Source organism: Streptococcus parapneumoniae, assembly GCF_037076355.1.
Lineage (GTDB): Bacteria > Bacillota > Bacilli > Lactobacillales > Streptococcaceae > Streptococcus > Streptococcus parapneumoniae.
Genome location: NZ_AP026968.1, coordinates 1,050,305 through 1,074,934 on the forward strand (window position 1 = coordinate 1,050,305; position 24,630 = coordinate 1,074,934).

The 24,630-nt window shown below is 38.7% G+C and carries 25 protein-coding genes; 19 read left to right on the forward strand and 6 right to left on the reverse strand.

Features of this window, described 5'->3' with window-relative positions:
- Positions 1 to 4: 4 nt before the first annotated feature.
- The 11 genes from SP4011_RS05400 to SP4011_RS05450 all read left to right on the forward strand — a co-directional run bounded on the left by SP4011_RS05400 (position 5) and on the right by SP4011_RS05450 (position 10,803).
- Positions 5 to 1,480 carry a PTS transporter subunit IIC gene (locus tag SP4011_RS05400; RefSeq protein ID WP_164226240.1) on the forward strand — a complete coding sequence of 492 codons (1,476 nt, stop codon included), beginning with the start codon at positions 5 to 7 and terminating at the stop codon, positions 1,478 to 1,480.
- A gap of 99 nt (positions 1,481 to 1,579) precedes the next feature.
- Positions 1,580 to 2,476, forward strand: a complete 897-nt coding sequence (locus SP4011_RS05405; RefSeq protein WP_338620238.1) for an aldose 1-epimerase family protein — start codon at positions 1,580 to 1,582, stop codon at positions 2,474 to 2,476.
- Positions 2,477 to 2,632: 156 nt separating this feature from the next.
- Entirely contained in the window at positions 2,633 to 3,058 is a 426-nt protein-coding gene (gene lacA, locus SP4011_RS05410) for a galactose-6-phosphate isomerase subunit LacA (RefSeq protein ID WP_000029277.1), read from the forward strand.
- Between the two features lie 148 nt (positions 3,059 to 3,206).
- The gene (lacB, locus tag SP4011_RS05415; protein ID WP_001216910.1) at positions 3,207 to 3,722 is read left to right on the forward strand and encodes a galactose-6-phosphate isomerase subunit LacB; all 516 of its coding nucleotides are present in this window, start codon (positions 3,207 to 3,209) and stop codon (positions 3,720 to 3,722) included.
- Between the two features lie 10 nt (positions 3,723 to 3,732).
- Entirely contained in the window at positions 3,733 to 4,662 is a 930-nt protein-coding gene (locus SP4011_RS05420) for a tagatose-6-phosphate kinase (protein ID WP_338620243.1), read from the forward strand.
- A 1-nt stretch (position 4,663) separates the two neighbouring features.
- The gene (gene lacD / locus SP4011_RS05425; protein ID WP_001229114.1) at positions 4,664 to 5,644 is read left to right on the forward strand and encodes a tagatose-bisphosphate aldolase; all 981 of its coding nucleotides are present in this window, start codon (positions 4,664 to 4,666) and stop codon (positions 5,642 to 5,644) included.
- A gap of 234 nt (positions 5,645 to 5,878) precedes the next feature.
- Positions 5,879 to 6,715, forward strand: coding sequence for a transcription antiterminator (locus SP4011_RS05430; protein WP_338620245.1), 837 nt, complete (start codon positions 5,879 to 5,881; stop codon positions 6,713 to 6,715).
- A 35-nt stretch (positions 6,716 to 6,750) separates the two neighbouring features.
- Positions 6,751 to 7,068 (forward strand): PTS lactose/cellobiose transporter subunit IIA, encoded by a 318-nt coding sequence (locus SP4011_RS05435; protein ID WP_338620247.1) that lies wholly within the window; start codon positions 6,751 to 6,753, stop codon positions 7,066 to 7,068.
- Positions 7,068 to 8,759, forward strand: coding sequence for a lactose-specific PTS transporter subunit EIIC (locus SP4011_RS05440; RefSeq protein ID WP_338620249.1), 1,692 nt, complete (start codon positions 7,068 to 7,070; stop codon positions 8,757 to 8,759). The genes SP4011_RS05435 and SP4011_RS05440 overlap by 1 nt, the downstream gene beginning before the upstream one ends.
- Before the next feature lie 338 nt (positions 8,760 to 9,097).
- Positions 9,098 to 10,504 (forward strand): 6-phospho-beta-galactosidase, encoded by a 1,407-nt coding sequence (gene lacG, locus SP4011_RS05445; protein WP_338620251.1) that lies wholly within the window; start codon positions 9,098 to 9,100, stop codon positions 10,502 to 10,504.
- 41 nt (positions 10,505 to 10,545) lie between these two features.
- The gene (locus tag SP4011_RS05450; RefSeq protein WP_338620252.1) at positions 10,546 to 10,803 is read left to right on the forward strand and encodes a DUF3884 family protein; all 258 of its coding nucleotides are present in this window, start codon (positions 10,546 to 10,548) and stop codon (positions 10,801 to 10,803) included.
- A 282-nt stretch (positions 10,804 to 11,085) separates the two neighbouring features.
- Here SP4011_RS05450 and SP4011_RS05455 read toward each other — a convergent pair whose 3' ends face one another.
- From SP4011_RS05455 to nrdH, 4 genes are all read right to left on the reverse strand, one after another.
- Positions 11,086 to 11,847: a DeoR/GlpR family DNA-binding transcription regulator gene (locus SP4011_RS05455; RefSeq protein WP_338620254.1), complete on the reverse strand. Its 762-nt coding sequence runs from the start codon at positions 11,845 to 11,847 to the stop codon at positions 11,086 to 11,088.
- A 171-nt stretch (positions 11,848 to 12,018) separates the two neighbouring features.
- Complete coding sequence (nrdF, locus tag SP4011_RS05460; protein ID WP_100104525.1) at positions 12,019 to 12,981, reverse strand: class 1b ribonucleoside-diphosphate reductase subunit beta; 963 nt, start codon at positions 12,979 to 12,981, stop codon at positions 12,019 to 12,021.
- 187 nt (positions 12,982 to 13,168) lie between these two features.
- A complete protein-coding gene (nrdE, locus tag SP4011_RS05465) occupies positions 13,169 to 15,328 on the reverse strand; it encodes a class 1b ribonucleoside-diphosphate reductase subunit alpha (protein ID WP_338620256.1) in 2,160 nt (719 codons plus the stop codon).
- An 80-nt stretch (positions 15,329 to 15,408) separates the two neighbouring features.
- Positions 15,409 to 15,627, reverse strand: a complete 219-nt coding sequence (nrdH, locus tag SP4011_RS05470) for a glutaredoxin-like protein NrdH (RefSeq protein ID WP_000259247.1) — start codon at positions 15,625 to 15,627, stop codon at positions 15,409 to 15,411.
- Between the two features lie 350 nt (positions 15,628 to 15,977).
- Here nrdH and SP4011_RS05475 point away from each other — a divergent pair, with 350 nt between their 5' ends.
- The 7 genes from SP4011_RS05475 (at position 15,978) to SP4011_RS05505 (ending at position 21,756) form a co-directional block, all read left to right on the forward strand.
- Positions 15,978 to 16,241 (forward strand): phosphocarrier protein HPr, encoded by a 264-nt coding sequence (locus tag SP4011_RS05475; RefSeq protein WP_000146947.1) that lies wholly within the window; start codon positions 15,978 to 15,980, stop codon positions 16,239 to 16,241.
- Between the two features lie 5 nt (positions 16,242 to 16,246).
- Entirely contained in the window at positions 16,247 to 17,980 is a 1,734-nt protein-coding gene (ptsP, locus tag SP4011_RS05480; protein ID WP_338620261.1) for a phosphoenolpyruvate--protein phosphotransferase, read from the forward strand.
- A gap of 132 nt (positions 17,981 to 18,112) precedes the next feature.
- Positions 18,113 to 18,607 (forward strand): YkgJ family cysteine cluster protein, encoded by a 495-nt coding sequence (locus tag SP4011_RS05485; protein WP_338620262.1) that lies wholly within the window; start codon positions 18,113 to 18,115, stop codon positions 18,605 to 18,607.
- A 172-nt stretch (positions 18,608 to 18,779) separates the two neighbouring features.
- On the forward strand, positions 18,780 to 19,823 hold the full coding sequence (locus SP4011_RS05490) for a bifunctional glycosyltransferase family 2/GtrA family protein (protein WP_338620263.1): 1,044 nt from the start codon (positions 18,780 to 18,782) through the stop codon (positions 19,821 to 19,823).
- A complete protein-coding gene (locus tag SP4011_RS05495) occupies positions 19,820 to 20,731 on the forward strand; it encodes a phosphodiester glycosidase family protein (protein ID WP_338620264.1) in 912 nt (303 codons plus the stop codon). The genes SP4011_RS05490 and SP4011_RS05495 overlap by 4 nt, the downstream gene beginning before the upstream one ends.
- Positions 20,712 to 21,107, forward strand: a complete 396-nt coding sequence (locus tag SP4011_RS05500) for a hypothetical protein (RefSeq protein WP_225203980.1) — start codon at positions 20,712 to 20,714, stop codon at positions 21,105 to 21,107. The genes SP4011_RS05495 and SP4011_RS05500 overlap by 20 nt, the downstream gene beginning before the upstream one ends.
- A 109-nt stretch (positions 21,108 to 21,216) precedes the next feature.
- Positions 21,217 to 21,756 (forward strand): ClbS/DfsB family four-helix bundle protein, encoded by a 540-nt coding sequence (locus SP4011_RS05505; protein ID WP_338620266.1) that lies wholly within the window; start codon positions 21,217 to 21,219, stop codon positions 21,754 to 21,756.
- Positions 21,757 to 21,959: 203 nt separating this feature from the next.
- Here SP4011_RS05505 and dhaQ read toward each other — a convergent pair whose 3' ends face one another.
- Together dhaQ and dhaS are read right to left on the reverse strand one after the other, a co-directional pair.
- The gene (gene dhaQ, locus SP4011_RS05510; protein ID WP_338620267.1) at positions 21,960 to 22,949 is read right to left on the reverse strand and encodes a DhaKLM operon coactivator DhaQ; all 990 of its coding nucleotides are present in this window, start codon (positions 22,947 to 22,949) and stop codon (positions 21,960 to 21,962) included.
- Positions 22,946 to 23,476, reverse strand: a complete 531-nt coding sequence (gene dhaS, locus SP4011_RS05515) for a dihydroxyacetone kinase transcriptional activator DhaS (RefSeq protein ID WP_338620269.1) — start codon at positions 23,474 to 23,476, stop codon at positions 22,946 to 22,948. The genes dhaQ and dhaS overlap by 4 nt, the downstream gene beginning before the upstream one ends.
- A gap of 153 nt (positions 23,477 to 23,629) precedes the next feature.
- Here dhaS and dhaK point away from each other — a divergent pair, with 153 nt between their 5' ends.
- The gene (dhaK, locus tag SP4011_RS05520; protein ID WP_247928887.1) at positions 23,630 to 24,619 is read left to right on the forward strand and encodes a dihydroxyacetone kinase subunit DhaK; all 990 of its coding nucleotides are present in this window, start codon (positions 23,630 to 23,632) and stop codon (positions 24,617 to 24,619) included.
- Positions 24,620 to 24,630: the final 11 nt, after the last annotated feature.

Genomic DNA, 24,630 nt, shown 5'->3' on the forward strand with positions numbered 1-24,630 from the left:
TGTTATGGATGCAATCTTTGACCTAATCAAAGGCTTTTTCACCCCCATCTTAGATATGGGTGGACCTGTCATCATGTTAATCATTTTGACAGTATTGGCTTTACTTTTTGGAGTGAAATTCTCCAAAGCGCTTGAAGGTGGTATCAAACTTGCCATCGCTCTTACAGGTATCGGTGCCATCATCGGTATGCTAAACACTGCTTTCTCAGCATCACTAGCAAAATTCGTTGAAAACACTGGTATCCAATTGAGTATCACTGACGTTGGTTGGGCACCACTTGCAACAATCACTTGGGGATCTGCTTGGACACTTTACTTCTTGCTCATCATGTTGATTGTCAACATAGTGATGCTTGCTATGAAGAAAACAGATACACTTGACGTTGATATCTTCGATATCTGGCACTTGTCTATCACAGGTCTTTTGATTAAATGGTATGCAGATAACAACGGTGTGAGTCAAGGGGTTTCACTCTTTATTGCTACAGCAGCTATCGTCCTTGTTGGTGTGTTGAAAATTATCAACTCTGACTTGATGAAACCTACATTTGATGACCTTCTTAACGCTCCAAGTTCATCACCAATGACATCAACTCACATGAACTACATGATGAACCCAGTTATCATGGTTTTGGATAAGATTTTTGAAAAATTCTTCCCAGGTCTTGATAAATACGACTTTGACGCCGCAAAATTGAACAAGAAAATCGGTTTCTGGGGTTCTAAATTCTTTATCGGTTTCATCCTTGGTATCGTTATCGGTATTATGGGAACTCCACATCCAATTGCAGGGGTTGAAGATGCAGATAAATGGCGTCTTGTTATCAGAGGATGGTTGTCTCTTGGTTTGACTGCCGGTGTATCTTTGGAACTCTTCTCACTTATCGGTTCATGGTTCATCGCAGCCGTAGAACCACTTTCACAAGGTATTACAAACGTTGCTACTAAACGTCTTCAAGGACGTAAATTCAACATCGGTCTTGACTGGCCATTCATCGCTGGTCGTGCTGAAATCTGGGCTTGTGCCAACGTACTTGCACCAATCATGTTGATTGAAGCTGTGCTTCTTTCAAAAGTCGGAAATGGTATCTTGCCACTTGCAGGTATCATCGCAATGGGTGTTACTCCAGCTCTCTTGGTTGTAACACGTGGTAAATTGCTCCGTATGATTATTTTCGGAACACTCTTGTTGCCACTTTTCCTTCTTTCAGGTACACTTATAGCACCATTTGCAACAGAACTTGCTAAAGGTGTAGGTGCCTTTCCAGCAGGTGTGAGTGAAACTCAATTGATTACTCACTCTACTCTTGAAGGACCAATCGAAAAACTTCTCGGTTGGACAATTGGTAACACTACAACTGGTGATATCAAAGCAATCCTTGGTGCTGTAGTCTTCCTTGTATTCTATATCGGTATCTTTGCTTGGTACAGAAAACAAATGATCAAACGTAACGAAGAGTACGCAGCAAAAGCAAAATAATGCGCTCCTATAAAGTGTAAATTGTTGAAACTAGGTTGTCATACCTTTTAGGAGTGACAGCCTAGTTTTTTATAAACTATCAAGAAATCGGAGAAAATAATGGTAATTGAATTAAAATCAGAACAATTAAGAGTTCAATTTAACAGTTTTGGTGGAGCTCTTTCTTCTATAAAAGATGCCGAGGGACTTGAGTATTTGTGGCAAGGGGATCCCACTTATTGGAGTGGACAAGCTCCTGTTCTCTTCCCCATTTGTGGTTCTTTGAGAGAGGATACAGCCCTCTATATAGATGAGAAGGGGCAAGAAAGTAAAGGAAAGATTCCTCGTCATGGTTTGGTTCGTAAGAAAGAATTTGAATTAGTTGAACAGACAGACAAGAGTGTAACTTTTGCAATTGAAGACGATGAAGATAGCTATCAGAACTATCCTTATCATTTCCGCCTAGAAATCACTTATAGCCTTACTGGAAAAACAGTACGGACTCAATACAAAATATTTAATAAAGAAACTAGCAAGGTCATGCCTTACTTTATTGGTGGCCATCCAGGATTTAATTGTCCTCTACTGGATGATGAAGTCTATGAAGATTACTATTTAGAGTTTGAGAAAGAAGAGACTGGCTCTGTTCCACGTCCTTTCCCAGAAACAGGGATGCTGGATTTTCAAGATAGAAGTCCATGGCTAGAGGGTCAAAAAGAAATCGATCTTAGTTATGATCTTTTCAGCACAGATGCAGTGACTTTGGATGAATTGCAATCTCGAACAATTGCCCTTCGTTCCCGTAAACATGATAAGGGATTGAAAGTGCACTTTGCAGAGTTTCCAAACCTCATCATCTGGTCAACTTTGAACAAGGGACCTTTCATTGCCTTTGAACCATGGTCTGGCTTGTCAACATCCCTTGAAGAAGGAGATCATTTAGAAGATAAGAAGAATGTTCGTCTCTTAGAAGCCAATCAGGTTGAAGAATTAGGGTTTGAGATAGAAGTTTTATAAAAAAGTAAAAAATAAATAACAAAAACAAACACAAACTGTTGACTTTTTCAAACAATAGTAGTATATTATGTTTGTGAGGACTAATTGACTGTTTTTTAAAGACAGCCAATACACTGCTGGAATCCAGCATAGAAAAAATAAAAAGGAGTATACAATATGTCTATTGTTATCGGTGCAGATGCTGCAGGTTTGAGATTGAAAGAAGTTGTGAAAGACTTCTTGGAAAAAGAAAATTTCCACGTTGTGGATGTTACAGCTGAAGGTCAAGACTTTGTTGATGTGACTCTCGCTGTTGCTGCAGAAGTAAACAAAGAAGAACAAAACCTTGGTATCGTGATTGATGCTTATGGAGCTGGTCCATTTATGGTCGCAACAAAAATCAAAGGAATGGTTGCTGCAGAAGTTTCTGATGAACGTTCAGCTTATATGACTCGTGGCCACAACAACTCACGTATGATTACTATGGGTGCACAACTTGTCGGTGATGAATTGGCTAAAAACATCGCTAAAGGATTTGTTAACGGTAAATACGACGGTGGTCGTCACCAAATTCGGGTCGATATGTTGAACAAAATGTGCTAATACTCTTCAAAAATCAAGATAATCTGTCGTCAGCTCACTTTAGCTAACCTCAGTTATGCTTGCAGCTCGCTTCCTAAGCTAATCTTGATTTTTCTTGAGCAAGGATAAATGATATGAGATTTATATAATTAATCGGAGGGAATAACTAATGAGAATTGCAATTGGATGTGACCACATCGTAACAGATGAAAAAATGGCGGTTTCAGAATTTTTGAAATCAAAAGGATATGAAGTCATTGACTTTGGTACATATGACCATACACGTACTCACTACCCAATCTTTGGTAAAAAAGTAGGGGAAGCTGTAACTAGTGGTCAAGCTGATCTTGGAGTATGTATCTGTGGTACTGGTGTTGGTATCAACAACGCTGTAAATAAAGTTCCAGGTGTCCGTTCTGCCTTGGTTCGTGATATGACAACAGCCCTTTATGCTAAAGAACAATTGAACGCTAACGTTATCGGTTTTGGTGGTAAGATTACTGGTGAATTGCTCATGTGCGATATCATCGAAGCTTTCATCCATGCTGAATACAAACCATCTGAAGAAAACAAAAAATTGATTGCGAAAATTGAACACCTTGAAAGTCACAATGCTCAACAAACAGACGCAAACTTCTTCACTGAATTCCTTGAAAAATGGGATCGTGGAGAATACCACGACTAAGAGGTGACTTATGATTTTAACAGTCACAATGAACCCATCCATTGATATTTCCTATCCCTTGGATGAGTTGAAGATTGATACTGTCAATCGTGTGGTAGATGTAACCAAAACGGCTGGTGGTAAGGGACTCAATGTTACCCGAGTACTTTCAGAATTTGGGGATTCTGTTCTTGCTACTGGTTTAGTGGGTGGCAAACTCGGTGAGTTTTTAGTTGAAAATATTGATAATCAAGTAAAAAAAGATTTCTTCTCAATTCAGGGGGAAACTCGTAACTGTATCGCTATTCTCCATGGAGACAACCAAACAGAAGTTCTTGAAAAAGGTCCTGAAGTATTGGAACAGGAAGGTCAAGACTTTTTGGAACATTTCAAAAAACTCTTGGAGTCAGTTGAAGTAGTAGCTATCTCAGGTAGTCTGCCAGCTGGCCTTCCAGTTGATTACTATGCGAGCTTGGTAGAACTTGCTAATCAAGCTGGCAAGCCTGTTGTTTTGGACTGCTCTGGTGCAGCACTTCAGGCGGTTCTTGAATCACCACATAAACCAACAGTCATCAAACCAAATAATGAGGAACTGTCTCAGCTTCTAGGAAGAGAAGTTTCTGAGGATTTGGATGAATTAAAAGAAGTACTTCAAGAACCTTTGTTTGCAGGAATTGAATGGATTATCGTTTCACTTGGTGCTAACGGTGCCTTTGCCAAACATGGGGACACTTTCTACAAGGTGGATATTCCTAGAATCCAGGTAGTCAATCCTGTTGGATCTGGAGATTCTACTGTGGCAGGAATTTCTTCAGGACTACTTCATAAAGAATCAGATGCAGCATTACTCATCAAGGCAAATGTCCTTGGTATGCTCAATGCTCAAGAAAAAATGACAGGTCATGTCAACATGGCCAACTATCAAGCTCTATATGATCAAATAATAGTAAAAGAGGTATAAAATGGCTTTAACAGAACAAAAACGTGCACGCTTAGAAAAACTTTCTGATGAAAATGGTATCATCTCAGCTCTTGCATTTGACCAACGTGGTGCGTTGAAACGCCTCATGGCTCAACACCAAACAGAAGAACCAACTGTAGCTCAAATGGAAGAACTTAAAGTTTTGGTAGCAGATGAATTGACTAAATACGCTTCATCTATGCTTCTTGACCCTGAGTATGGACTTCCAGCAACTAAAGCTCTTGATGAAAAAGCTGGTCTCCTTCTTGCTTATGAAAAAACAGGTTATGACACAACAAGCACAAAACGCTTGCCAGACTGCTTGGATGTTTGGTCTGCAAAACGTATCAAAGAAGAAGGTGCAGATGCAGTTAAATTCTTGCTTTACTATGATGTAGATAGCTCAGACGAACTCAACCAAGAAAAACAAGCTTACATCGAACGTATCGGTTCTGAGTGTGTGGCTGAAGATATTCCATTCTTCCTTGAAATTCTTGCTTACGATGAAAAAATTGCTGACGCAGGTTCTGTAGAATACGCGAAAGTAAAACCACACAAAGTTATTGGTGCTATGAAAGTCTTCTCCGACCCACGCTTTAACATTGATGTATTGAAAGTAGAAGTTCCTGTTAACATTAAATATGTTGAAGGCTTCGCTGAAGGTGAAGTGGTTTATACACGTGAAGAAGCAGCAGCCTTCTTCAAAGCACAAGATGAAGCAACGAACTTGCCATACATCTACTTGAGTGCTGGTGTATCAGCTAAACTCTTCCAAGATACTCTTGTATTTGCCCATGAATCAGGTGCAAACTTTAACGGAGTTCTTTGTGGCCGTGCAACATGGGCTGGATCAGTTGAAGCATACATCAAAGATGGTGAAGCAGCAGCTCGCGAATGGCTTCGCACAACTGGATTTGAAAATATTGACGAACTCAACAAAGTTCTTCAAACAACAGCGACTTCATGGAAAGAACGCGTGTAAGAAAGTCCTCCTAGGTTAGGAACATGAAACTAAAAAATTTTTAAAAAAAGTTGTATGTAAAGGTTTACAAAATAACTTACTTGTGCTATACTTAAATCACAAGTTAATACAAGGTGAGTGTTACTAAGTAATATTAGGCATGATCACAGGTGAATTAGGAATCGGATGATTTTCTAGTTCATTTGTGGTCATTTTTTGTACTCATATACCTTTAAGATATAAAAGGAGGTTGACATGTATCGAATTCTAAATCCAATGAATCACAATGTCTCGCTTGTCAGAAATGATAAGGGAGAAGAGGTGATTGTAATTGGTAAGGGGATTGCATTTGGAAAGAAGAAGGGAGATTTGATTGCTGAAAATCAGGTTGAGAAAATCTTTCGGATGAAGACCGAAGAGTCCAGAGAAAACTTTATGGCTCTCCTCAAAGATGTTCCGCTTGATTTTATCACAGTGACTTATGAGATTATTGATAAGCTTTCCAAGAAATATCATTATCCGATTCAAGAGTATCTCTATGTAACCTTGACAGATCATATTTACTGTTCTTACCAAGCTCTAGCACAAGGAAGGTACAAGGATAGTAATCTGCCAGATATTTCTGCTAAGTATCCTGTCGCTTTTCAAATTGCAAATGAAGCTTTTGAAATTTACCGTCAGAAGCTAGCAGATCATTTTCCTAAGGACGAAATTATTCGGATTGCTTATCATTTCATCAATGCCGAAGGTGAAAATGAAGTGGAACTTGTGGAGTCGATTGATAAGAGGAAAGAAATTCTCAGGAATGTTGAGGAAGTTCTAAAGGAATATGCAATTCAACGAACCAAAGAGAATACCCATTTCTATGATCGCTTTATGATTCATCTGAATTATTTCTTGGATTATTTAGACAGATCTAGAGATGATAACCAATCGCTTCTGGATATGGAAGACCATATCAAACAATCCTACCCAAAAGCCTTCGAGATTGGTTCCAAGATCTATGATGTGATTACGCAACATACGGGTCTTGATTTGTATAAAAGTGAACGAGTTTATCTAGTTCTACATATCCAACGTTTATTGTCATAAAAATTTATTTAAAACTATATAAGGAGAATTCTATCATGAATAGAGAAGAAGTAACATTGTTAGGTTTTGAAATCGTAGCCTATGCTGGCGACGCTCGTTCAAAACTATTGGAAGCCTTGAAGGCTGCTGAAGCTGGTGATTTTGCAAAAGCCGATAACCTAGTTGAGGAAGCTGGCAGCTGTATTGCTGAAGCTCACCACGCTCAAACAAGTCTATTGACTAAGGAAGCTTCTGGTGAGGACTTAGCCTATAGTGTGACCATGATGCATGGCCAAGATCACTTGATGACAACTGTCTTGTTAAAAGATTTGATGCACCACTTAATCGAACTTTATAAGAGAGGAGTTAAATAATGAATAAACTAATTGCATTTATCGAGAAAGGAAAACCTTTCTTTGAGAAATTATCTCGTAATATCTATCTTCGTGCTATTCGTGATGGTTTCATTGCAGGTATGCCTGTTATTCTCTTCTCAAGTATCTTTATCTTGATTGCCTTTGTACCAAACTCATGGGGCTTTAAATGGTCTGATGAAGTTGTAGCCTTTCTGATGAAACCTTATAGTTATTCTATGGGTATTCTGGCTCTCTTGGTAGCTGGTACAACAGCTAAGTCATTGACCGACTCAGTAAACCGTAGCATGGAGAAAACCAATCAAATCAACTATATGTCAACATTGTTGGCAGCAATTGTTGGTTTGTTGATGTTGGCAGCTGATCCCATCGAAAATGGCCTAGCTACTGGATTCTTGGGGACAAAAGGTTTGCTTTCAGCCTTCCTTGCTGCCTTTGTTACCGTAGCAATCTATAAGGTTTGTGTTAAGAACAGTGTCACTATTCGAATGCCTGACGAAGTTCCACCAAATATTTCACAAGTCTTTAAAGATGTGATTCCATTCACTCTATCTGTTGTTTCTCTTTATGCTCTTGACTTATTAGCACGTCAGTTTGTTGGTGCAAGTGTGGCAGAATCAATCGGTAAATTCTTTGCACCATTATTCTCTGCAGCTGATGGCTATCTTGGTATTACCATTATCTTTGGTGCCTTTGCCTTCTTCTGGTTTGTTGGTATCCATGGTCCATCTATCGTTGAACCAGCTATCGCAGCTATTACCTATGCCAATGCCGAAGTCAACTTGAACCTTCTCCAACAAGGGATGCATGCAGACAAGATTCTTACTTCTGGTACACAAATGTTTATCGTTACCATGGGTGGTACAGGTGCGACACTAGTTGTTCCTTTCATGTTCATGTGGTTAACAAAATCAAAACGTAATCGTGCAATCGGACGTGCTTCAGTAGTTCCAACATTCTTTGGTGTAAATGAACCAATCTTGTTTGGTGCACCGCTTGTATTGAACCCGATTTTCTTCATTCCATTTATTTTTGCTCCTATCGCAAACGTTTGGATCTTTAAATTCTTTATTGAAACTCTTGGAATGAACTCATTTACTGCTAATCTACCATGGACAACTCCAGCTCCACTAGGTCTAGTTCTTGGTACTAACTTCCAAGTTCTATCATTCATTCTTGCTGCTCTTCTAATCGTGGTTGACGTTGTCATTTACTATCCATTCCTTAAAGTTTATGACGAACAAATTCTTGAAGAAGAACGTTCAGGTAAGTCTAATGATGAATTGAAAGAAAAAGTTGCTGCAAACTTCAACACTGCAAAAGCAGATGCTATTCTTGAAAAAGCGGGTGTAGAAGCAACACAAAATACTATCACTGAAGAAACAAATGTCCTCGTTCTCTGTGCAGGTGGAGGCACAAGTGGACTTCTTGCAAATGCTTTGAACAAGGCAGCAGCAGAATACAATGTTCCTGTGAAAGCAGCAGCAGGTGGATATGGTGCTCACCGTGAAATGTTGCCAGAGTTTGATTTAGTTATCCTTGCTCCTCAAGTTGCTTCAAACTTTGAAGATATGAAAGCAGAAACTGATAAACTCGGTATTAAACTTGCGAAAACAGAGGGCGCTCAATACATCAAATTAACTCGTGATGGAAAAGGTGCTCTTGCATTCGTACAAGCGCAATTCGATTAAGGCTAGGAACTGTGAAACAGTCTCCTCTCGTTACGGAAATCGCTATGGCGAATTTCCTAATCTCCTTGTTAATTTGTCGGTAAAAAGACATCGTTTTTACCTCCTCATGTCACAATTCGATTAATAATAGGGACTCTGAAATAGTTTCCTCTCGTTACGGAAATCGCTATGGCGAATTTCCTAATCGCCTTGTTAATTCGTCGGTAAAAAGATATCGTTTTTACCTCCTCATGTCACAATTCGGTGACTTGGTACAAGAAGTGAGATGGAGAAGGATGGCTCACTGACTCCTCTCCTCTCACTTTTACTTTATTTAAATCAAGAAATAGGTGAAAAAAATGACAAAAACATTACCAAAAGACTTTATTTTTGGTGGCGCAACAGCTGCCTATCAAGCAGAAGGTGCTACACATACTGATGGTAAAGGACCAGTAGCGTGGGATAAATATCTTGAAGATAACTACTGGTACACTGCAGAACCAGCCAGTGATTTTTACAATCGATACCCAGTTGACCTCAAGCTAGCAGAAGAGTATGGTGTCAATGGTATTCGAATTTCTATTGCTTGGTCACGTATTTTCCCAACCGGTTACGGTCAAGTAAATCAGAAAGGTGTCGAGTTTTATCACAATTTATTTGCAGAGTGTCACAAACGTCATGTTGAGCCCTTTGTAACTCTTCATCACTTCGACACGCCAGAAGCTCTCCACTCAAATGGAGACTTCTTAAACCGTGAAAATATCGAACACTTTGTAGATTACGCCGCCTTCTGTTTTGAAGAATTTCCAGAAGTAAACTATTGGACAACATTCAATGAAATTGGACCAATTGGTGATGGTCAATACTTGGTTGGTAAATTCCCTCCAGGTATTCAGTACGACCTTGCCAAAGTTTTCCAATCGCATCACAATATGATAGTGTCTCATGCACGCGCGGTAAAATTGTACAAAGAGAAAGGCTATAAAGGTGAAATTGGAGTTGTTCATGCTCTGCCAACTAAGTATCCTTTGGATCCTGAAAATCCTGCAGATGTTATTGCGGCAGAGTTGGAGGACATTATCCATAACAAATTTATCTTGGATGCAACTTATCTGGGTCACTACTCTGAAAAGACTCTGGCAGGGGTAGAGGCTATCTTGGCTGCCAATGGTGGTAGCTTAGATCTTCGTGAAGAAGATTTCGAAGTATTAGAAGCCGCAAAAGACTTGAATGACTTCCTAGGAATTAACTACTATATGAGCGACTGGATGGAAGCCTTTGATGGAGAAACTGAAATCATCCATAATGGTAAAGGTGAAAAAGGAAGCTCTAAATACCAAATCAAAGGTGTTGGTCGTCGTGTAGCTCCTGATTATGTACCACGTACGGACTGGGATTGGATTATCTACCCTCAAGGTTTGTATGACCAAATCATGCGCGTGAAGAAAGATTATCCGAACTACAAGAAGATTTACATCACTGAAAATGGTCTTGGATATAAAGATGAGTTCGTTGATAACACTGTTTACGATGATGGTCGTATTGATTACGTGAAGCAACACTTGGAAGTATTATCTGATGCGATTGCAGATGGAGCGAATGTAAAAGGTTACTTCATTTGGTCATTAATGGATGTCTTCTCATGGTCTAACGGTTATGAAAAACGTTATGGTCTCTTCTATGTAGACTTTGAAACTCAAGAACGTTATCCTAAGAAATCAGCTCACTGGTACAAGAAAGTAGCGGAAACTCAAGTAATTGAGTAGTAGAATGAGTCATTAGATATAGAATTTTAGTGAGGCAAAAGATGTTCAAAGATTTTATCAAATCTATTTATGAAAAAGTTTATATTATAAATTTCGACAAATGTTCTCAAATACCGTGTTTGACGAATGAAGAATTGAAAAGTTTCGGAAAATGGTATGTCTCGACTGGTAAAGAATGGATTTGTCATTCAGATTATGAGCTGGAAGAATTTAAAAATCTGTTTTTAAATTTTATCAATCCTGAAGAATGGGATAATATCTCCTTTGATTCAGATTTTATGCCGTTTCAACAATCGTAACCAATTTCCAAAAAAGTTAAATCTTATATCTAGTACTCTGCAAAACTCTTATCTAATCACGTTGCTTATACTCAATGAAAATCAAAGAGCAACTTTAAACTAGAAAGCAAGTCGCAGGTTTCTCAATGAATCGCTTTGAGGTGGCAGATAAAGCAATTGGGAAAAAGTCTTTGATACAGAAAAACGCATAATATCAGGTGTTGAAAAAACTTGATACTATGCGTTTTATTATGGGAAGATTTACTTCTGAAATTGAGTTGTTACCCAGAATCTTTCAGTTTATTAAGGCTTGATAACTTTAATATGTTTAGATAGCTCAAAAAGGATTGAATCACTTAGTTTAGAATCTGAAACAATAGTATCAAGATTTGATACATTATAAAAAGTATAAAAATCAAACTTATTGAACTTACTATGATCTGCGAGTAAATATTTTTTATTAGAATTATTTAAAGCGATGCGTTGAGCCTCTCCCTCTTCCTCGCTAAAAGTAGCTAGAGCTCCGTTTTGAATACCATTACAGCTAACGAAAGCTTTAGAAAATTGGAGATTAGAGAGATTTTGTAGGGTCAATGTGCCAACAAAAGCACCTGTAATTTCGCGATAATTTCCACCTATTAAAATCAAATCTGTTAATTTTCGTTCGCTTAAAATCAGAAAAACAGGTAGACTGTTGGTCACGACGCGGATATTGTCAATAGGCAACTCACGCGCAAAAAATTCTAATGTTGTTCCTGGTCCAATAAAAATAGTTTCTCTTTCTTCTACTAGACTGCCTGCAAAACGGGCTATTTCTTGTTTTTCTGCCGTTTGGAGGGCTTGTTTTTCAATATTTGATCGCTCATTAGTCAAAAGGGAGTTGGTTCGAAGTTTTTCAGCTCCACCATGCACACGAATCAGCAAATCTTTATCAGCTAATTCCTGTAAATAGCGCCTTGCAGTCATATCTGAAACGGCTATTTCGTCCATAATCTGTTTAACCGTTATGGTTCCTTTACTATTTACTATCTCTAAAATTTTGGCTAATTTTTCTTGTTTGAGCATATTATCACCTCGTTTCCTACTACTATCTTACCATAAACTAGCTCATCATTCAAATACAAAAACAACAAAATAAAACAAAAACAAAAATATCGAGGTTTGTTTTCAAAACTTCGATATTTTATTAGATTATTATTTTGTTGTTTCAAGTTTACTTTTTGATGGTTAAGAGTATTAGTCCAAACCGTAGTTGTAGTCATCATCTTGCATGGCTTCAACTTCACCAAGAAGGTAACCATTTCCGACTTGAGAGAAGAAGTCGTGGTTGGAAGTTCCTGTTGAAATACCGTTCATAACGATTGGGTTGACATCATCAGCTGAATCTGGGAAGAGTGGATCTTGGCCTAGATTCATGAGAGCCTTGTTAGCATTGTAGCGAAGGAAGGTTTTGACTTCTTCCGTCCAACCAACACCGTCATAGAGGCTTTCTGTGTAGCCTTCTTCATTTTCATAAAGAGTATAGAGTAGGTCGTACATCCATTCTTTGAGTTTTTCTTGCTCTTCTTCAGGCAATTCATTGAAACCAAGTTGGAATTTGTAACCAATGTAAGTTCCGTGAACAGACTCATCACGAATAATCAATTTAATAATTTCTGCAACGTTGGCAAGTTTGTTGTTACCAAGATAGTAGAGGGGAGTGAAGAAACCTGAATAGAAGAGGAAGGTTTCGAGGAAGACACTGGCAACTTTCTTTTCAAGTGGGCTACCGTTGAGGTAGATTTCGTTGACAATCTCAGCCTTCTTTTGTAGGTAAGGATTGGTATTGGTCCATTCGAAAATTTCTTCAATCTCAGCCTTAGTATTCAAGGTAGAAAAGATTGATGAATAAGATTTTGCGTGGACAGATTCCATAAATTGGATGTTATTGAAAACAGCTTCCTCATGTGGTGTACGGATGTCTGCGCGAAGGGCTTCAACCCCAGTTTCAGATTGCATGGTATCAAGAAGGGTTAAACCACCAAAAACTTTTCCGACCAAGTCTTTCTCTTTGTTAGATAGTTTTCTCCAGTCATCCAAGTCATTTGACAAGGGAATACGTGTATCGAGCCAGAATTGCTCCGTCAGTTTTTCCCAAGTTGATTTATCGATGACATCTTCGATGGCATTCCAGTTAATGGCTTTGTAGTAAGTTTCCATTTGAAATCTCTTTCTGTGTTTAGTATTGCGAACTCACAATTATCTCTATTTTATCATAATCCTAGAGTAGTTTCGCACAAAAAGTCGGAAGCCCGACTTTTAAAATGTTACATAAATTATGTTATGACATAGTGGATTTGATTTTATCAGTGCTGCTTAGGGAAAAATAGTGTTTCTATACTAGAAACTAAATTACACAGCTTTCACACTGGTTGGCACCGACTTCTCCACCATCATCAGTAAAGGTACGGACGTAGTAGATAGACTTGATACCTTTGTTAAAGGCATAGTTACGAAGGATAGACAAGTCACGTGTCGTTTGCTTATTTTCCTTCTTCCATTCGTAAAGACCTTTTGGAATGTCACTACGCATGAAGAGTGTGAGTGAAAGTCCTTGGTCCACGTGCTCAGTCGCAGCAGCGTAAACATCAATCACTTTACGCATATCCATGTCGTAAGCAGAAGTGTAGTAAGGAATGGTTTCTGTTGACAATCCAGCAGCAGGGTAGTAGATTTTCCCGATTTTCTTTTCTTGACGTTCTTCGATACGTTGCGTAATCGGGTGGATAGAAGCAGAAACGTCATTGATGTAACTGATCGAACCATTTGGAGCAACAGCTAGACGGTTTTGGTGGTAAAGACCATCTGCTTGAACCTTGTCGCGAAGTTCAGCCCAGTCAGCAGCACTAGGGATAAAGACATCTTTGAAGAGTTCTTTAACACGGTCTGATTTTGGAACAAACTCGCCAGTTATATACTTATCAAAGTAGCTTCCCTTAGCATAGTCTGATTTTTCAAAGTTATGGAAGGTAATACCACGTTCACGCGCGATATTGTTTGACTCAACCAAGGTCCAGTAGTTCATAAGCATAAAGTAGATACTTGTAAACTCAATAGACTCAGGCGATCCATATTCAATCAATTGTTGGGCAAGGTAGCTGTGAAGTCCCATAGCACCAAGACCAAAAGTATGAGCTTGGCTATTTCCATAGTCAATCGTAGGTACAGCCACGATGTGTGAACTATCTGTAACGAAAGTAAGGGCACGAACCATAGCACGGATAGAACGACCAAAGTCAGGTGAGGTCATCATGTTGACCACGTTGGTTGAACCAAGGTTACATGAAACATCTGTTCCCATTTGAAGGAATTCTTGAGCATCGTTGATCAAGCTTGGTTCTTGGACTTGAAGAATCTCAGAACACAAGTTACTCATGATAATCTTTCCATCAACAGGATTTGCACGGTTAGCCGTATCAATGTTGACGACATAAGGATAGCCAGACTCTTGTTGCAATTTGGAGATTTCAGTTTCCAAATCACGCGCCTTGATTTTTGTCTTGCGAATATTTGGATTTGCAACTAGTTCATCGTATTTTTCAGTAATATCGATGTAGTTGAATGGCACACCGTATTCTTTTTCTACAGAGTAAGGGCTGAAGAGGTACATTTCTTCATTTTTACGAGCCAATTCGTAGAATTTATCTGGTACAACGACACCAAGTGAAAGGGTCTTGACACGAACTTTTTCATCGGCGTTTTCTTTCTTAGTTGAAAGGAAGGCGATGATGTCTGGGTGAAAGACATTGAGGTAAACCACCCCAGCACCTTGACGTTGACCCAATTGGTTGGAGTAAGAGAAGCTGTCTTCGAAGAGTTTCATAACTGGAACGACTCCAGAAGCTGCTCCTTCATAGCCTTTGATAGGTGCACCAGCTTCACGAAGGTTGCTGAGGGTAATTCCCACACCACCACCGATACGTGAAAGTTGAAGGGCAGAGTTGATTGAACGTCCGATAGAGTTCATATCATCAGTGACTTGGATCAAGAAACAAGATACCAACTCTCCACGACGAGCACGTCCAGCATTTAAGAAGGAAGGAGTAGCAGGTTGGTAGCGTTGGTGGATGATTTCATTGGCAATATCGATGGCAATAGCTTCATTCCCATCAGCAAAATAAAGAGCGTTAAAGAAGACACGGTCTTCCATACTTTCAAGATAGTATTCACCGTCATTAGTCTTCAAGGCATATTGATTGTAAAATTTATAAGCAGCCATGAAAGACTTGAATTGGAAGTTTTGATCTTTGATAAATTGTGACAATTCTTCCAAAAATTCTGGACGGTATTTCTTGATAAAGGCTGTTTCGATGTAGTTGTGTTCAATGAGGTAGTTGATTTTATCTTTAATTGAATCAAAAACCATAGTGTTTGGAACCACATTTTCTTTAAAGAAGGCATCCAAGGCTTCCTTATCTTTATGAAGCATGATTTGTCCATTAACAGGACGGTTGATTTCGTTATTAAGACGGAAGTAAGTCACGTCTTCAAGATGTTTTAATCCCATAAAATTTCCCTTATCTAATTACAAAAGAAAGGCTTCTAAGTTAGCCCTAGAAGCAGTTTCTTCTGGATGATGTACTAAGCTTATGCTAATTGTTTCAATTTTCCTGGTTGGAAACCTGAAAAGACTTCAGTTGGTGTTTGGATAACAGGAGCTGCGCTGAAACCAAGCTCTTTAACTTGATCGATGTACTCAGGTTGCTCATCAAGATTGATTTCACGATAAGAGACATTATTACTGTCCAAGAAACGCTTGGTCATTTTACATTGGACACAGTTGTTTTTAGAATAAACGGTTACCATTGTGTAACTCCTCTTCAAAATTTAATACTATCTTAGTATATCAGAAAATAAATTTTTGTCAACGATTTGAACTAAATATAGTGGTGTTCTTTTGTTGTTTTTATATACAAACACAATATATAGTGTTTGTTTTATAAAACAGCAATGATTATCCTATAAATCGTTTTTAAAGAAACTATATCCTGTGTTTTGTTATCTAGGATAGAAGATTTTCAGCAAGTTATCTGAAAGGAAATTGAAGGAAAATCCAGAAAATGCTTGAAAAAAATCCTAGAAGATGGTATAATACCAAATTGTAAGGGTTATCACATATAACTCAAAAAAAGAAAGAACAAAAGGAGAGTCAAACTATGGCTTCTAAAGATTTCCACGTAGTGGCAGAAACAGGTATTCACGCACGTCCAGCAACATTGTTGGTGCAAACTGCTAGCAAATTTGCTTCAGATATCACTCTTGAGTACAAAGGTAAATCAGTTAACCTTAAATCAATTATGGGTGTTATGAGTCTTGGTGTTGGCCAAGGTGCTGACGTAACTATCTCAGCTGAAGGTGCAGATGCAGATGACGCTATCGCTGCAATCTCAGAAACAATGGAAAAAGAAGGATTGGCATAAGGGAAATGACAGAAATGCTTAAAGGAATCGCAGCATCTGACGGTGTTGCAGTTGCAAAAGCATATCTACTCGTTCAACCGGATTTGTCATTCGAAACTGTTTCAGTCGAAGATACAAACGCAGAAGAGGCTCGTTTGGATGTTGCTCTTGAAGCTTCTCAAAACGAGCTTTCTCTTATCCGCGAGAAAGCTGTAGGTACGCTTGGTGAAGAAGCGGCTCAAGTTTTTGACGCTCATTTGATGGTTCTTTCTGACCCAGAATTGATTGGTCAGATTAAAGAAACAATCCGTGCTAAGAAAGTCAATGCAGAAGCAGGTCTTAAGGAAGTGACTGACATGTTCATCACTATCTTTGAAGGCATGGAAGACAACCCATACATGCAAGAACGTGCAGCGGATATCCGCGACGTGACAAAACGTGTCTTGGCAAACCTTCTTGGTAAGAAATTGCCAAACCCAGCTTCTATCAATGAAGAAGTAATCGTGATTGCGCATGACTTGACACCATCTGATACAGCTCAATTGGACAAAAACTTTGTAAAAGCTTTTGTAACAAACATCGGTGGACGTACAAGCCACTCAGCTATCATGGCACGTACACTTGAAATTGCAGCTGTATTGGGAACAAATAACATCACTGAAATCGTCAAAGACGGTGATATCCTTGCCGTTAACGGAATTACTGGTGAAGTGATTATCAACCCAACAGATGAACAAGCGGCAGAATTTAAAGCAGCTGGTGAAGCTTATGCTAAACAAAAAGCTGAATGGGCACTTTTGAAAGATGCTCAAACAGTGACTGCTGACGGTAAACATTTCGAGTTGGCTGCTAACATCGGTACTCCAAAAGATGTTGAAGGTGTTAACAACAACGGTGCAGAAGCTGTTGGACTTTACCGTACAGAGTTCTTGTACATGGATTCTCAAGACTTCCCAACTGAAGATGAGCAGTATGAAGCATACAAGGCTGTTCTTGAGGGAATGAATGGTAAACCAGTGGTTGTTCGTACAATGGATATTGGTGGAGATAAGGAACTTCCTTACTTCGATATGCCACACGAAATGAACCCATTCCTTGGATTCCGTGCTCTTCGTATCTCTATTTCTGAAACTGGAGATGCAATGTTCCGTACACAGATCCGTGCCCTTCTTCGTGCTTCTGTTCATGGTCAATTGCGTATCATGTTCCCAATGGTTGCCCTTTTGAAAGAATTCCGTGCAGCTAAAGCAGTTTATGAAGAAGAAAAAGCAAACCTTCTTGCTGAAGGTGTTGCAGTTGCGGATGATATCCAAGTTGGTATCATGATTGAAATTCCTGCAGCAGCTATGCTTGCAGACCAATTTGCTAAAGAAGTAGACTTCTTCTCAATTGGTACAAACGACTTGATCCAATATACAATGGCAGCAGACCGTATGAACGAACAAGTTTCATACCTTTATCAACCATATAACCCATCAATCCTTCGCTTGATCAACAACGTTATCAAGGCAGCTCACGCTGAAGGTAAATGGGCTGGTATGTGTGGTGAGATGGCTGGTGACCAAAAAGCTGTTCCACTTCTTGTCGGAATGGGCTTGGATGAGTTCTCTATGTCAGCAACATCAGTCCTTCGTACACGTAGCTTGATGAAGAAATTGGACACTGCTAAGATGGAAGAGTACGCTAACCGTGCCCTTACAGAGTGTTCAACAATGGAAGAAGTTCTTGAACTTCAAAAAGAATACGTTAATTTCGATTAATGTCATTAACCTTGTAACCTAGTTGCAAGGTTTTTTGACGCATTTTGGGAAAGTATAGTCTAATAAACTCCACTTTTCAATGAGTCAGAGGCATGATATAATAGGGTAAACAAATAGAATAAGAGAGAAACCATGTCTAAAGAAATTGATATTGAGTATTACCATCAGCTAGCCTTGCAAAAGCAGAAGGAGCATCGAAAAGTTTTAGCCAATCTAAAGAAAAAACCTCCTAAAAACCTAGACAAGATTGCCCAGCAGATTCACCAAGAAGTCTTTGCGGAGATTGATTGTACTGCATGTGCTAACTGTTGTAAGACTTTGGGGCCTGACTTTAAAGAAGCGGATATTACACGAATCGCCAAGTATTTTAAAATGAAATTACCTGCTTTTGAAGCAGAGTTTTTGCAAGTAGATGAAGATGGGGACAAGGTTTTTAAATCCATGCCTTCCCCACTTTTAGGAGGAGATAATCTCTGTTCTATCTATGATGTTCGTCCAAAGGCCTGTCGTGAATTTCCCCATACGGACCGTAAAAAGATCCATCAAATCAACCATCTGACGATTAAGAATACCTTGACCTGTCCAGCGGCCTATCTCTTTGTGGAGAAATTAAAGGATAAGTTGTAGAGATTTATTATAAAGATACTGTTCTAACTCTGTAGAAATCATTTCTATGGAGTTTTCTCTTTATGGTCTATTTTTGAGAAATCATCAATTTATTTTTATAAAAAAGCAGTTATAAGGATTTTTTAAGCAAGTGAACGTATACTTATACAAACAAAAAGAAAGAGGTACAGCTATGAATTATCTAGTTATTCCAGCTTATCAACCTGATTTTAATCTGCTAACACTGATTGAAAAAATTCACAAGAAGGGTGATTTTTCTATCATTGTGATTGATGATGGTAGTTCTCCTGAATGTAAAGAAATATTTGCTCAGGCTGAAAACTATGGGACTGTACTTCGTCATCAGGTCAATCAAGGTAAGGGTCAGGCTTTGAAAACGGCTTTTGCTTACATTCAATCCCTCAAGATGCCTGGAACGATCGTTACAGCAGATGCGGATGGTCAACACAAGATTTGGGACATACTCCGCACTAGTAACAAGGCGAGCGAAAACCCTAGCGCTTTGGTTCTTGGTGTTCGTGCTTTTACTGGCAAGGTTCCCTTGCGTAGTCGCTTTGGAAATAGCTTGACACGTATCTTATTTAAAATCCAAACAGGCGTAGCAGTTTCAGATACACAGACAGGACTTCGTGCTTTCACGACAGACTTGATTCCTTTTATGATGGAAGTGGAAGGACAACGCTATGAGTATGAAATGAACATGCTATTGGAAGCCAGCAAGCAATATCCGATTTTGGAAGTTCCTATTGAAACAGTCTATATAAACGACAATCAAGCTTCTCACTTCCGACCTATTCGAGATGGTTTAATGATTTACAAAAACATTTTGAAATTCGCTCTTTCATCATTGAGTAGTTTTATCGTGGATTATCTAGTTTATGCTTTTTCGATTCTTTTCTTGAGCTTTATTCCATCAGGTTTACACCTCCTCCTATCAAATGGGCTGGCTCGTGTGACCAGCTCTATCTTCAACTTTTCGACTAATAAAAACTTGGTATTTAAAAATAAAGCAAGTAATTTAAAAACAGGTGCAGGTTATTTAACCTTGTCTGTTGTTCTCTTTTTCTTAGATACTCTCCTAATTAGCCTTTTTAATACAGATTTCGGAATCAATTTATTCATGGCTAAAATTTTTGTAGGAATGCTTCTCTTTGTGGTATCTTGGACTGTTCAAACACGATTTATTTTCAAAGAAAGGACTTGTTATCCAGTATGAAATTTTTTAAGAAAGCTTATCTATACGCCTCGGTCTTTAGCTTGCTTCTGACAAGTTCCATTACCTATTCGATGTTAAAGACATTTGTACTAGCAGAGACTATCTCCACTGTATCTAATACTAACTCGACATTTAACACAGCAGTAGCAAGCCAAGCAGCAAAAAATGCCCAAGTAACGGATACTAACTATTCAGATGGAAATATCAGTGTCAATCTAACAGAAAAGACGGTGAATGATACGCAAATCTATGTGGCGGATGTGACTCTGAGCTCTGCAGATTATCTGAAAACAGCCCTAGCTCAAAATTCTTATGGAACCAACGTCACAGCTAAAATCTCCGTGACAGCAGCTGAAAATAATGCTATTTTAGCTGTCAATGGCGACTACTATGGAGCTAATAGCTCAGGTTATGTTATCCGTAATGGTGTTGTCTATCGGGATAGCGTCCGTGAAGACGCCAGTAATGGTGACCTTGCCATTTACAAGGATGGCTCTTTTAAAATCATTTACGAGAACCAAATCTCAGCTGACCAGTTAGTTCAAGATGGTGTAGTTAATCTACTGGCATTTGGTCCGTCTCTAGTTGAAAATGGTGAGATTTCTGTCGGTATCAATACAGAAGTTGGTCAGGCTATGGCTTCAAATCCTCGTACAGCTATTGGAATTATCGATGAAAACCACTATATCATTGTTGTTTCAGATGGTCGTACTTCGGAGAGCAAGGGCTTGTCTCTTTACCAGATGGCAGAAGTGATGAAATCTTACGGAGTGAAGACGGCCTACAACTTAGATGGTGGAGGTTCTTCAACTCTCTACTTTAATGGTCAGGTAATCAATAAACCGACTACAGGTGGAAGCAAAATATCAGAAAGGGCGGTGAGTGATATTGTCTACATCGGTTACTAAAAATAAAAACAAACGCCTCCAAAAGACGCTAGTCGGATATAGCATTCTTACTATTTTCTTTTTAGTATTTAGCCGTATCTATGAGTCTTTCAGTTTTGGGGAAACCTCCCTTCATATGCACTATCTTTTTATAGTCCCCCTAGTAGGGGGCGTCATTCTGGCATTACTGTTGAAAATCATTCCAAACTTAGGGCGAATCAGTCTAAACTTATGGAACTCGTCAGTAGCTGTTCTAACAACTGGTATGCTTTTTCGCGGAATCGTCAATCTATCAGGTCGTTCAACGACCCTAGAACAACCCTACTGGTATGTTGGTATAGCTTTTGCTATCTTAGCTATAGTATCACTTTTCTTTCAGAAGAAAAACAGTAAGTAATTAGCTTAAAAATGAAAAAACTGGTTGTTGAGAAAAACAGCCAGTTTTATTGTGGTATAATGAAGTAAGAAAACACCTCAAGCTACTTGAAAATGAAGGGAGTACTCCTGTGCCTAGACCGAAAACAAAAGAGGAGCTAATGCTGACCTCTAAGGAAAATTATGAAAAGCTCAACCTCTTCATCTCCCAACTAAGTGAAGATGAGCTACAGACTCCATTTGATTTTTCAAGAGACCCAAAGAAAAAAGAAGCTCACTGGAAAAGGGATAAAAATCTGCGGGATGTCTTGATTCATCTTTATGAATGGCAGCAATTACTTTTAACTTGGGTACATTCTAATCAAAAAGGTCACGAAAGACCTTTTCTCCCTGAATCTTATAATTGGAAAACTTATGGACAAATGAATGTCGCTTTTTGGAAGAAGCACCAGAAAACCTCCTTAGAAGAAGCGACTAGACTCCTAGAACAATCACATAGAGAGGTTTTAGAGTTGATAGAAGTTTTTAGTAATGACGAACTCTTTGCCAAAGGTATCTATAAGTGGACGGGAGGGACAAGTCTAGGTTCTTACTTTGTTAGTAGCACGTCAAGCCACTATGATTGGGCTCTGAAAAAACTCAAAGCACATCAGAAGAATTGTAAAGGATAGATGGACTATTTGAAATAGAAAGAATGAGTTCTTTTAAACGTAATACTCTTCGAAAATCAAATTCAAACTGCGTCAACGTCGCCTTGCCATACTCAAGTACAGCCTGTGGCTAGTTTCCTAGTTTGCTTTTTGATTTTCATTGAGTATAAGATAAAAACAAAGGGCCATCAAGTGATGTAGCCCTTTTGAGGTATACAAGCAAATTACCATGCAAAAGCTGTCGTTGAAGCATTGAGAGCTTCTAACCATTGTTTATTTTTTACAGGGCAAAGAGTTACGGATATACCTGCCATATCCAGACTGGTCATAAATGTTCCTGATTTTATAAAGGTAATAGTGACTCCTTCAATTTCTAAGAGTTGAAGGAGATCATTGATAAATATGCCCATTTCTAGGTTGGTAGTAGTGCCTAGATTATTTACAAGCAATATAAATTGATCACCACGTTTCCAATGATAGTGCAATCTTAATTTGCTTATAATTTCATTTGCAAGGATTTCCGATGATTGGAATGGGACGATACGATAGCCTTCTTCGCCATGTATCCCAATACCATAGGAAATATTTCCTTCTTCCAAGTTAAATAGTGGAAGGATGGCTTGGGGGAGACTAGCAGCTTTCGTTGCAAAGCCAATTGTTGCGATTTCGGGAGCAAGTTCATGACCTAAATCAGTTAGTTGCTCGATGTCGGCACCATTTTGAGCTGCATATCCTAGAACTTTATGAAGTAAGATTGTCCCTGCAAGCCCTCTTCCTCTAATTTGAAATCTATTGTGAGGTTCAATAGAAATATCGTCGTGTGCTAGACTATAGCCGACCTTGATTCCTTCTTGTCTAGCAGTGTTAATGGCTGAGCTAAATTCTTTGATGTCTGCTTCGAAATTTTTTACAATGATGAAGACACCGTGACCATTGTTTAAAAAACGAATGGACTCTAAGATTTCAGTTCTTGTAGGAGGAGTAAATAATTGGCCGTAGATAGCAGCGGTAAGCATTCCTTCTCCCACATATCCAATATGAGCAGGTTCATGACCTGAACCTCCACCCGACAATATTGGAACCTGATGAGGATTGCGATTTTTTTGATAGACTAGTGGTAAAGTAGGGTGTTTTTCTAATTCAGGATGACTGCTGACAGTTGCCGAAATGTAACTTGAAATAATTTTCTGTTTATGATTTGAAATAAATGTCATTGTGGTCTCTTTCCAATAATTGTCATGATTAGAAAGTCTGGTTGTGGAACTGGACTTTTTTTATTGACGTAAACCTTCACGATTTCTGCTAGAGCATGTGAATGATAGTCTAACAAAAAACAAGTATAAGCAGATGAATCGATATCAATCTGACCGTATTCTCTTAAAATTTTTGATACAAGCAAGCGACAGTAGCTGATAAAGTGGTCATAGAAGTTATTTTGCCCTTGAATATCAAAAAGTTGAATATAAAAGTCACGCTCTTGTTCGAAATAAAAAAATAATTCTTGTAATAGTTTTTGGCCTGAAATGAAGTCCAAGTTATTGGTAATATACTCGGTTAAGTCAGTTTCAAATATCCAGTCTAGCAGTTCATATTTGTCAAGAAAGTGATTATAAAAGGTCTGTCTACGAATGCCAGCTGATTCCATGATATCTACAATAGAGATTTTGTCAAATTCTCTAGTAGCTAATAGGTCTCTAAATGCCTTGGCAATCCGTTTTTTTGTAATGAGTGATGATGCCATAGGAAACCTTTCTTTTACTTACTTCATTTTACCAAAAAAATGTTTTAAACGGGTTTAAAAGGGGACAAATAATAGAATCTGTCCCTTATCAGCCAGCGATAAAAAATATATAATGAAAACGAAAACAAAGGTAGATGCCGAAAGGAGTTTCTCATGAAAAAAATTATAAATGAACCGACACAAGTTGTTGATGAAATGTTGCAGGGATTGTCATTCATGCATGATGACTTGGTAGAACGCTTAGATGGTTTTGATGTCATCGTTAGAAAGGCAGAAAAGACAGGAAAAGTTGGACTTATTTCAGGTGGAGGTTCAGGACATGAACCAAGTCATGCTGGATTTGTAGGAGATGGAATGTTGTCTGCTGCCATTTGTGGAGCAGTCTTCACTTCACCTACTCCAGACCAAATTTTAGAAGCCATTAAGGCGGCTGATGAAGGTGCTGGAGTTTTCATGGTCATCAAGAACTATTCTGGTGACATTATGAACTTTGAAATTGCACAAGAACTTGCTGAAATGGAAGGTATTGATGTAGCAAGCGTTGTGGTTGATGATGATATTGCTGTTGAAAATAGTCTCTATACCCAAGGGCGTCGAGGTGTTGCAGGTACTATTTTAGTCCATAAAATTTTGGGGGCTGCAGCTCGTTCTGGTAAATCATTGGCTGAAATGAAGGACTTGGCCGACAAACTTGTCTTAGAAATTAAAACAATTGGATTAGCTCTATCTGGCGCTACTGTTCCAGAAGTTGGGAAACCAGGTTTTGTTCTAGAAGATGATGAATTTGAATATGGAGTTGGTATTCACGGTGAGCCAGGATATAAAAAAGAGAAAATGCAACCCTCAGCACTATTGGCCTCAGAATTGGTTGAAAAATTATCTGAAGGTTTCCAACTTAAGGCTGGTGAACGCTATGGGCTTCTCATCAATGGTTTAGGAAGCACGCCTCTTATGGAACAATACGTATTTGCAAATGATGTAGCTAAATTACTCCATGAAAAAGGTGTTGAGTTGGCATTTAAGAAAATTGGAAACTATATGACATCAATTGATATGGCTGGATTATCATTAACATTGATTCGATTGGCAGATGATGAATGGTTGGATGCTCTAAATGCACCTGTTACTACACCAGCTTGGTAAGACTCAAGGAG

Bases quoted from the DNA above. Each gene is read 5' to 3' on its own strand.
- dhaS (WP_338620269.1), bottom strand. From the start codon at position 23,476: ATGGCATCATCACTCATTACAAAAAAACGGATTGCCAAGGCATTTAGA.
- SP4011_RS05490 (WP_338620263.1), top strand. From the start codon at position 18,780: ATGAATTATCTAGTTATTCCAGCTTATCAACCTGATTTTAATCTGCTA.
- ptsP (WP_338620261.1), top strand. From the start codon at position 16,247: ATGACAGAAATGCTTAAAGGAATCGCAGCATCTGACGGTGTTGCAGTT.
- nrdH (WP_000259247.1), bottom strand. From the start codon at position 15,627: ATGGTAACCGTTTATTCTAAAAACAACTGTGTCCAATGTAAAATGACC.
- SP4011_RS05400 (WP_164226240.1), top strand. From the start codon at position 5: ATGGATGCAATCTTTGACCTAATCAAAGGCTTTTTCACCCCCATCTTA.
- dhaQ (WP_338620267.1), bottom strand. From the start codon at position 22,949: ATGACATTTATTTCAAATCATAAACAGAAAATTATTTCAAGTTACATT.
- SP4011_RS05435 (WP_338620247.1), top strand. From the start codon at position 6,751: ATGAATAGAGAAGAAGTAACATTGTTAGGTTTTGAAATCGTAGCCTAT.
- SP4011_RS05430 (WP_338620245.1), top strand. From the start codon at position 5,879: ATGTATCGAATTCTAAATCCAATGAATCACAATGTCTCGCTTGTCAGA.
- dhaK (WP_247928887.1), top strand. From the start codon at position 23,630: ATGAAAAAAATTATAAATGAACCGACACAAGTTGTTGATGAAATGTTG.
- nrdF (WP_100104525.1), bottom strand. From the start codon at position 12,981: ATGGAAACTTACTACAAAGCCATTAACTGGAATGCCATCGAAGATGTC.
- lacD (WP_001229114.1), top strand. From the start codon at position 4,664: ATGGCTTTAACAGAACAAAAACGTGCACGCTTAGAAAAACTTTCTGAT.
- SP4011_RS05405 (WP_338620238.1), top strand. From the start codon at position 1,580: ATGGTAATTGAATTAAAATCAGAACAATTAAGAGTTCAATTTAACAGT.
- SP4011_RS05455 (WP_338620254.1), bottom strand. From the start codon at position 11,847: ATGCTCAAACAAGAAAAATTAGCCAAAATTTTAGAGATAGTAAATAGT.
- SP4011_RS05475 (WP_000146947.1), top strand. From the start codon at position 15,978: ATGGCTTCTAAAGATTTCCACGTAGTGGCAGAAACAGGTATTCACGCA.
- SP4011_RS05495 (WP_338620264.1), top strand. From the start codon at position 19,820: ATGAAATTTTTTAAGAAAGCTTATCTATACGCCTCGGTCTTTAGCTTG.
- lacG (WP_338620251.1), top strand. From the start codon at position 9,098: ATGACAAAAACATTACCAAAAGACTTTATTTTTGGTGGCGCAACAGCT.
- SP4011_RS05420 (WP_338620243.1), top strand. From the start codon at position 3,733: ATGATTTTAACAGTCACAATGAACCCATCCATTGATATTTCCTATCCC.
- SP4011_RS05450 (WP_338620252.1), top strand. From the start codon at position 10,546: ATGTTCAAAGATTTTATCAAATCTATTTATGAAAAAGTTTATATTATA.
- nrdE (WP_338620256.1), bottom strand. From the start codon at position 15,328: ATGGGATTAAAACATCTTGAAGACGTGACTTACTTCCGTCTTAATAAC.
- lacA (WP_000029277.1), top strand. From the start codon at position 2,633: ATGTCTATTGTTATCGGTGCAGATGCTGCAGGTTTGAGATTGAAAGAA.
- SP4011_RS05440 (WP_338620249.1), top strand. From the start codon at position 7,068: ATGAATAAACTAATTGCATTTATCGAGAAAGGAAAACCTTTCTTTGAG.
- lacB (WP_001216910.1), top strand. From the start codon at position 3,207: ATGAGAATTGCAATTGGATGTGACCACATCGTAACAGATGAAAAAATG.
- SP4011_RS05485 (WP_338620262.1), top strand. From the start codon at position 18,113: ATGTCTAAAGAAATTGATATTGAGTATTACCATCAGCTAGCCTTGCAA.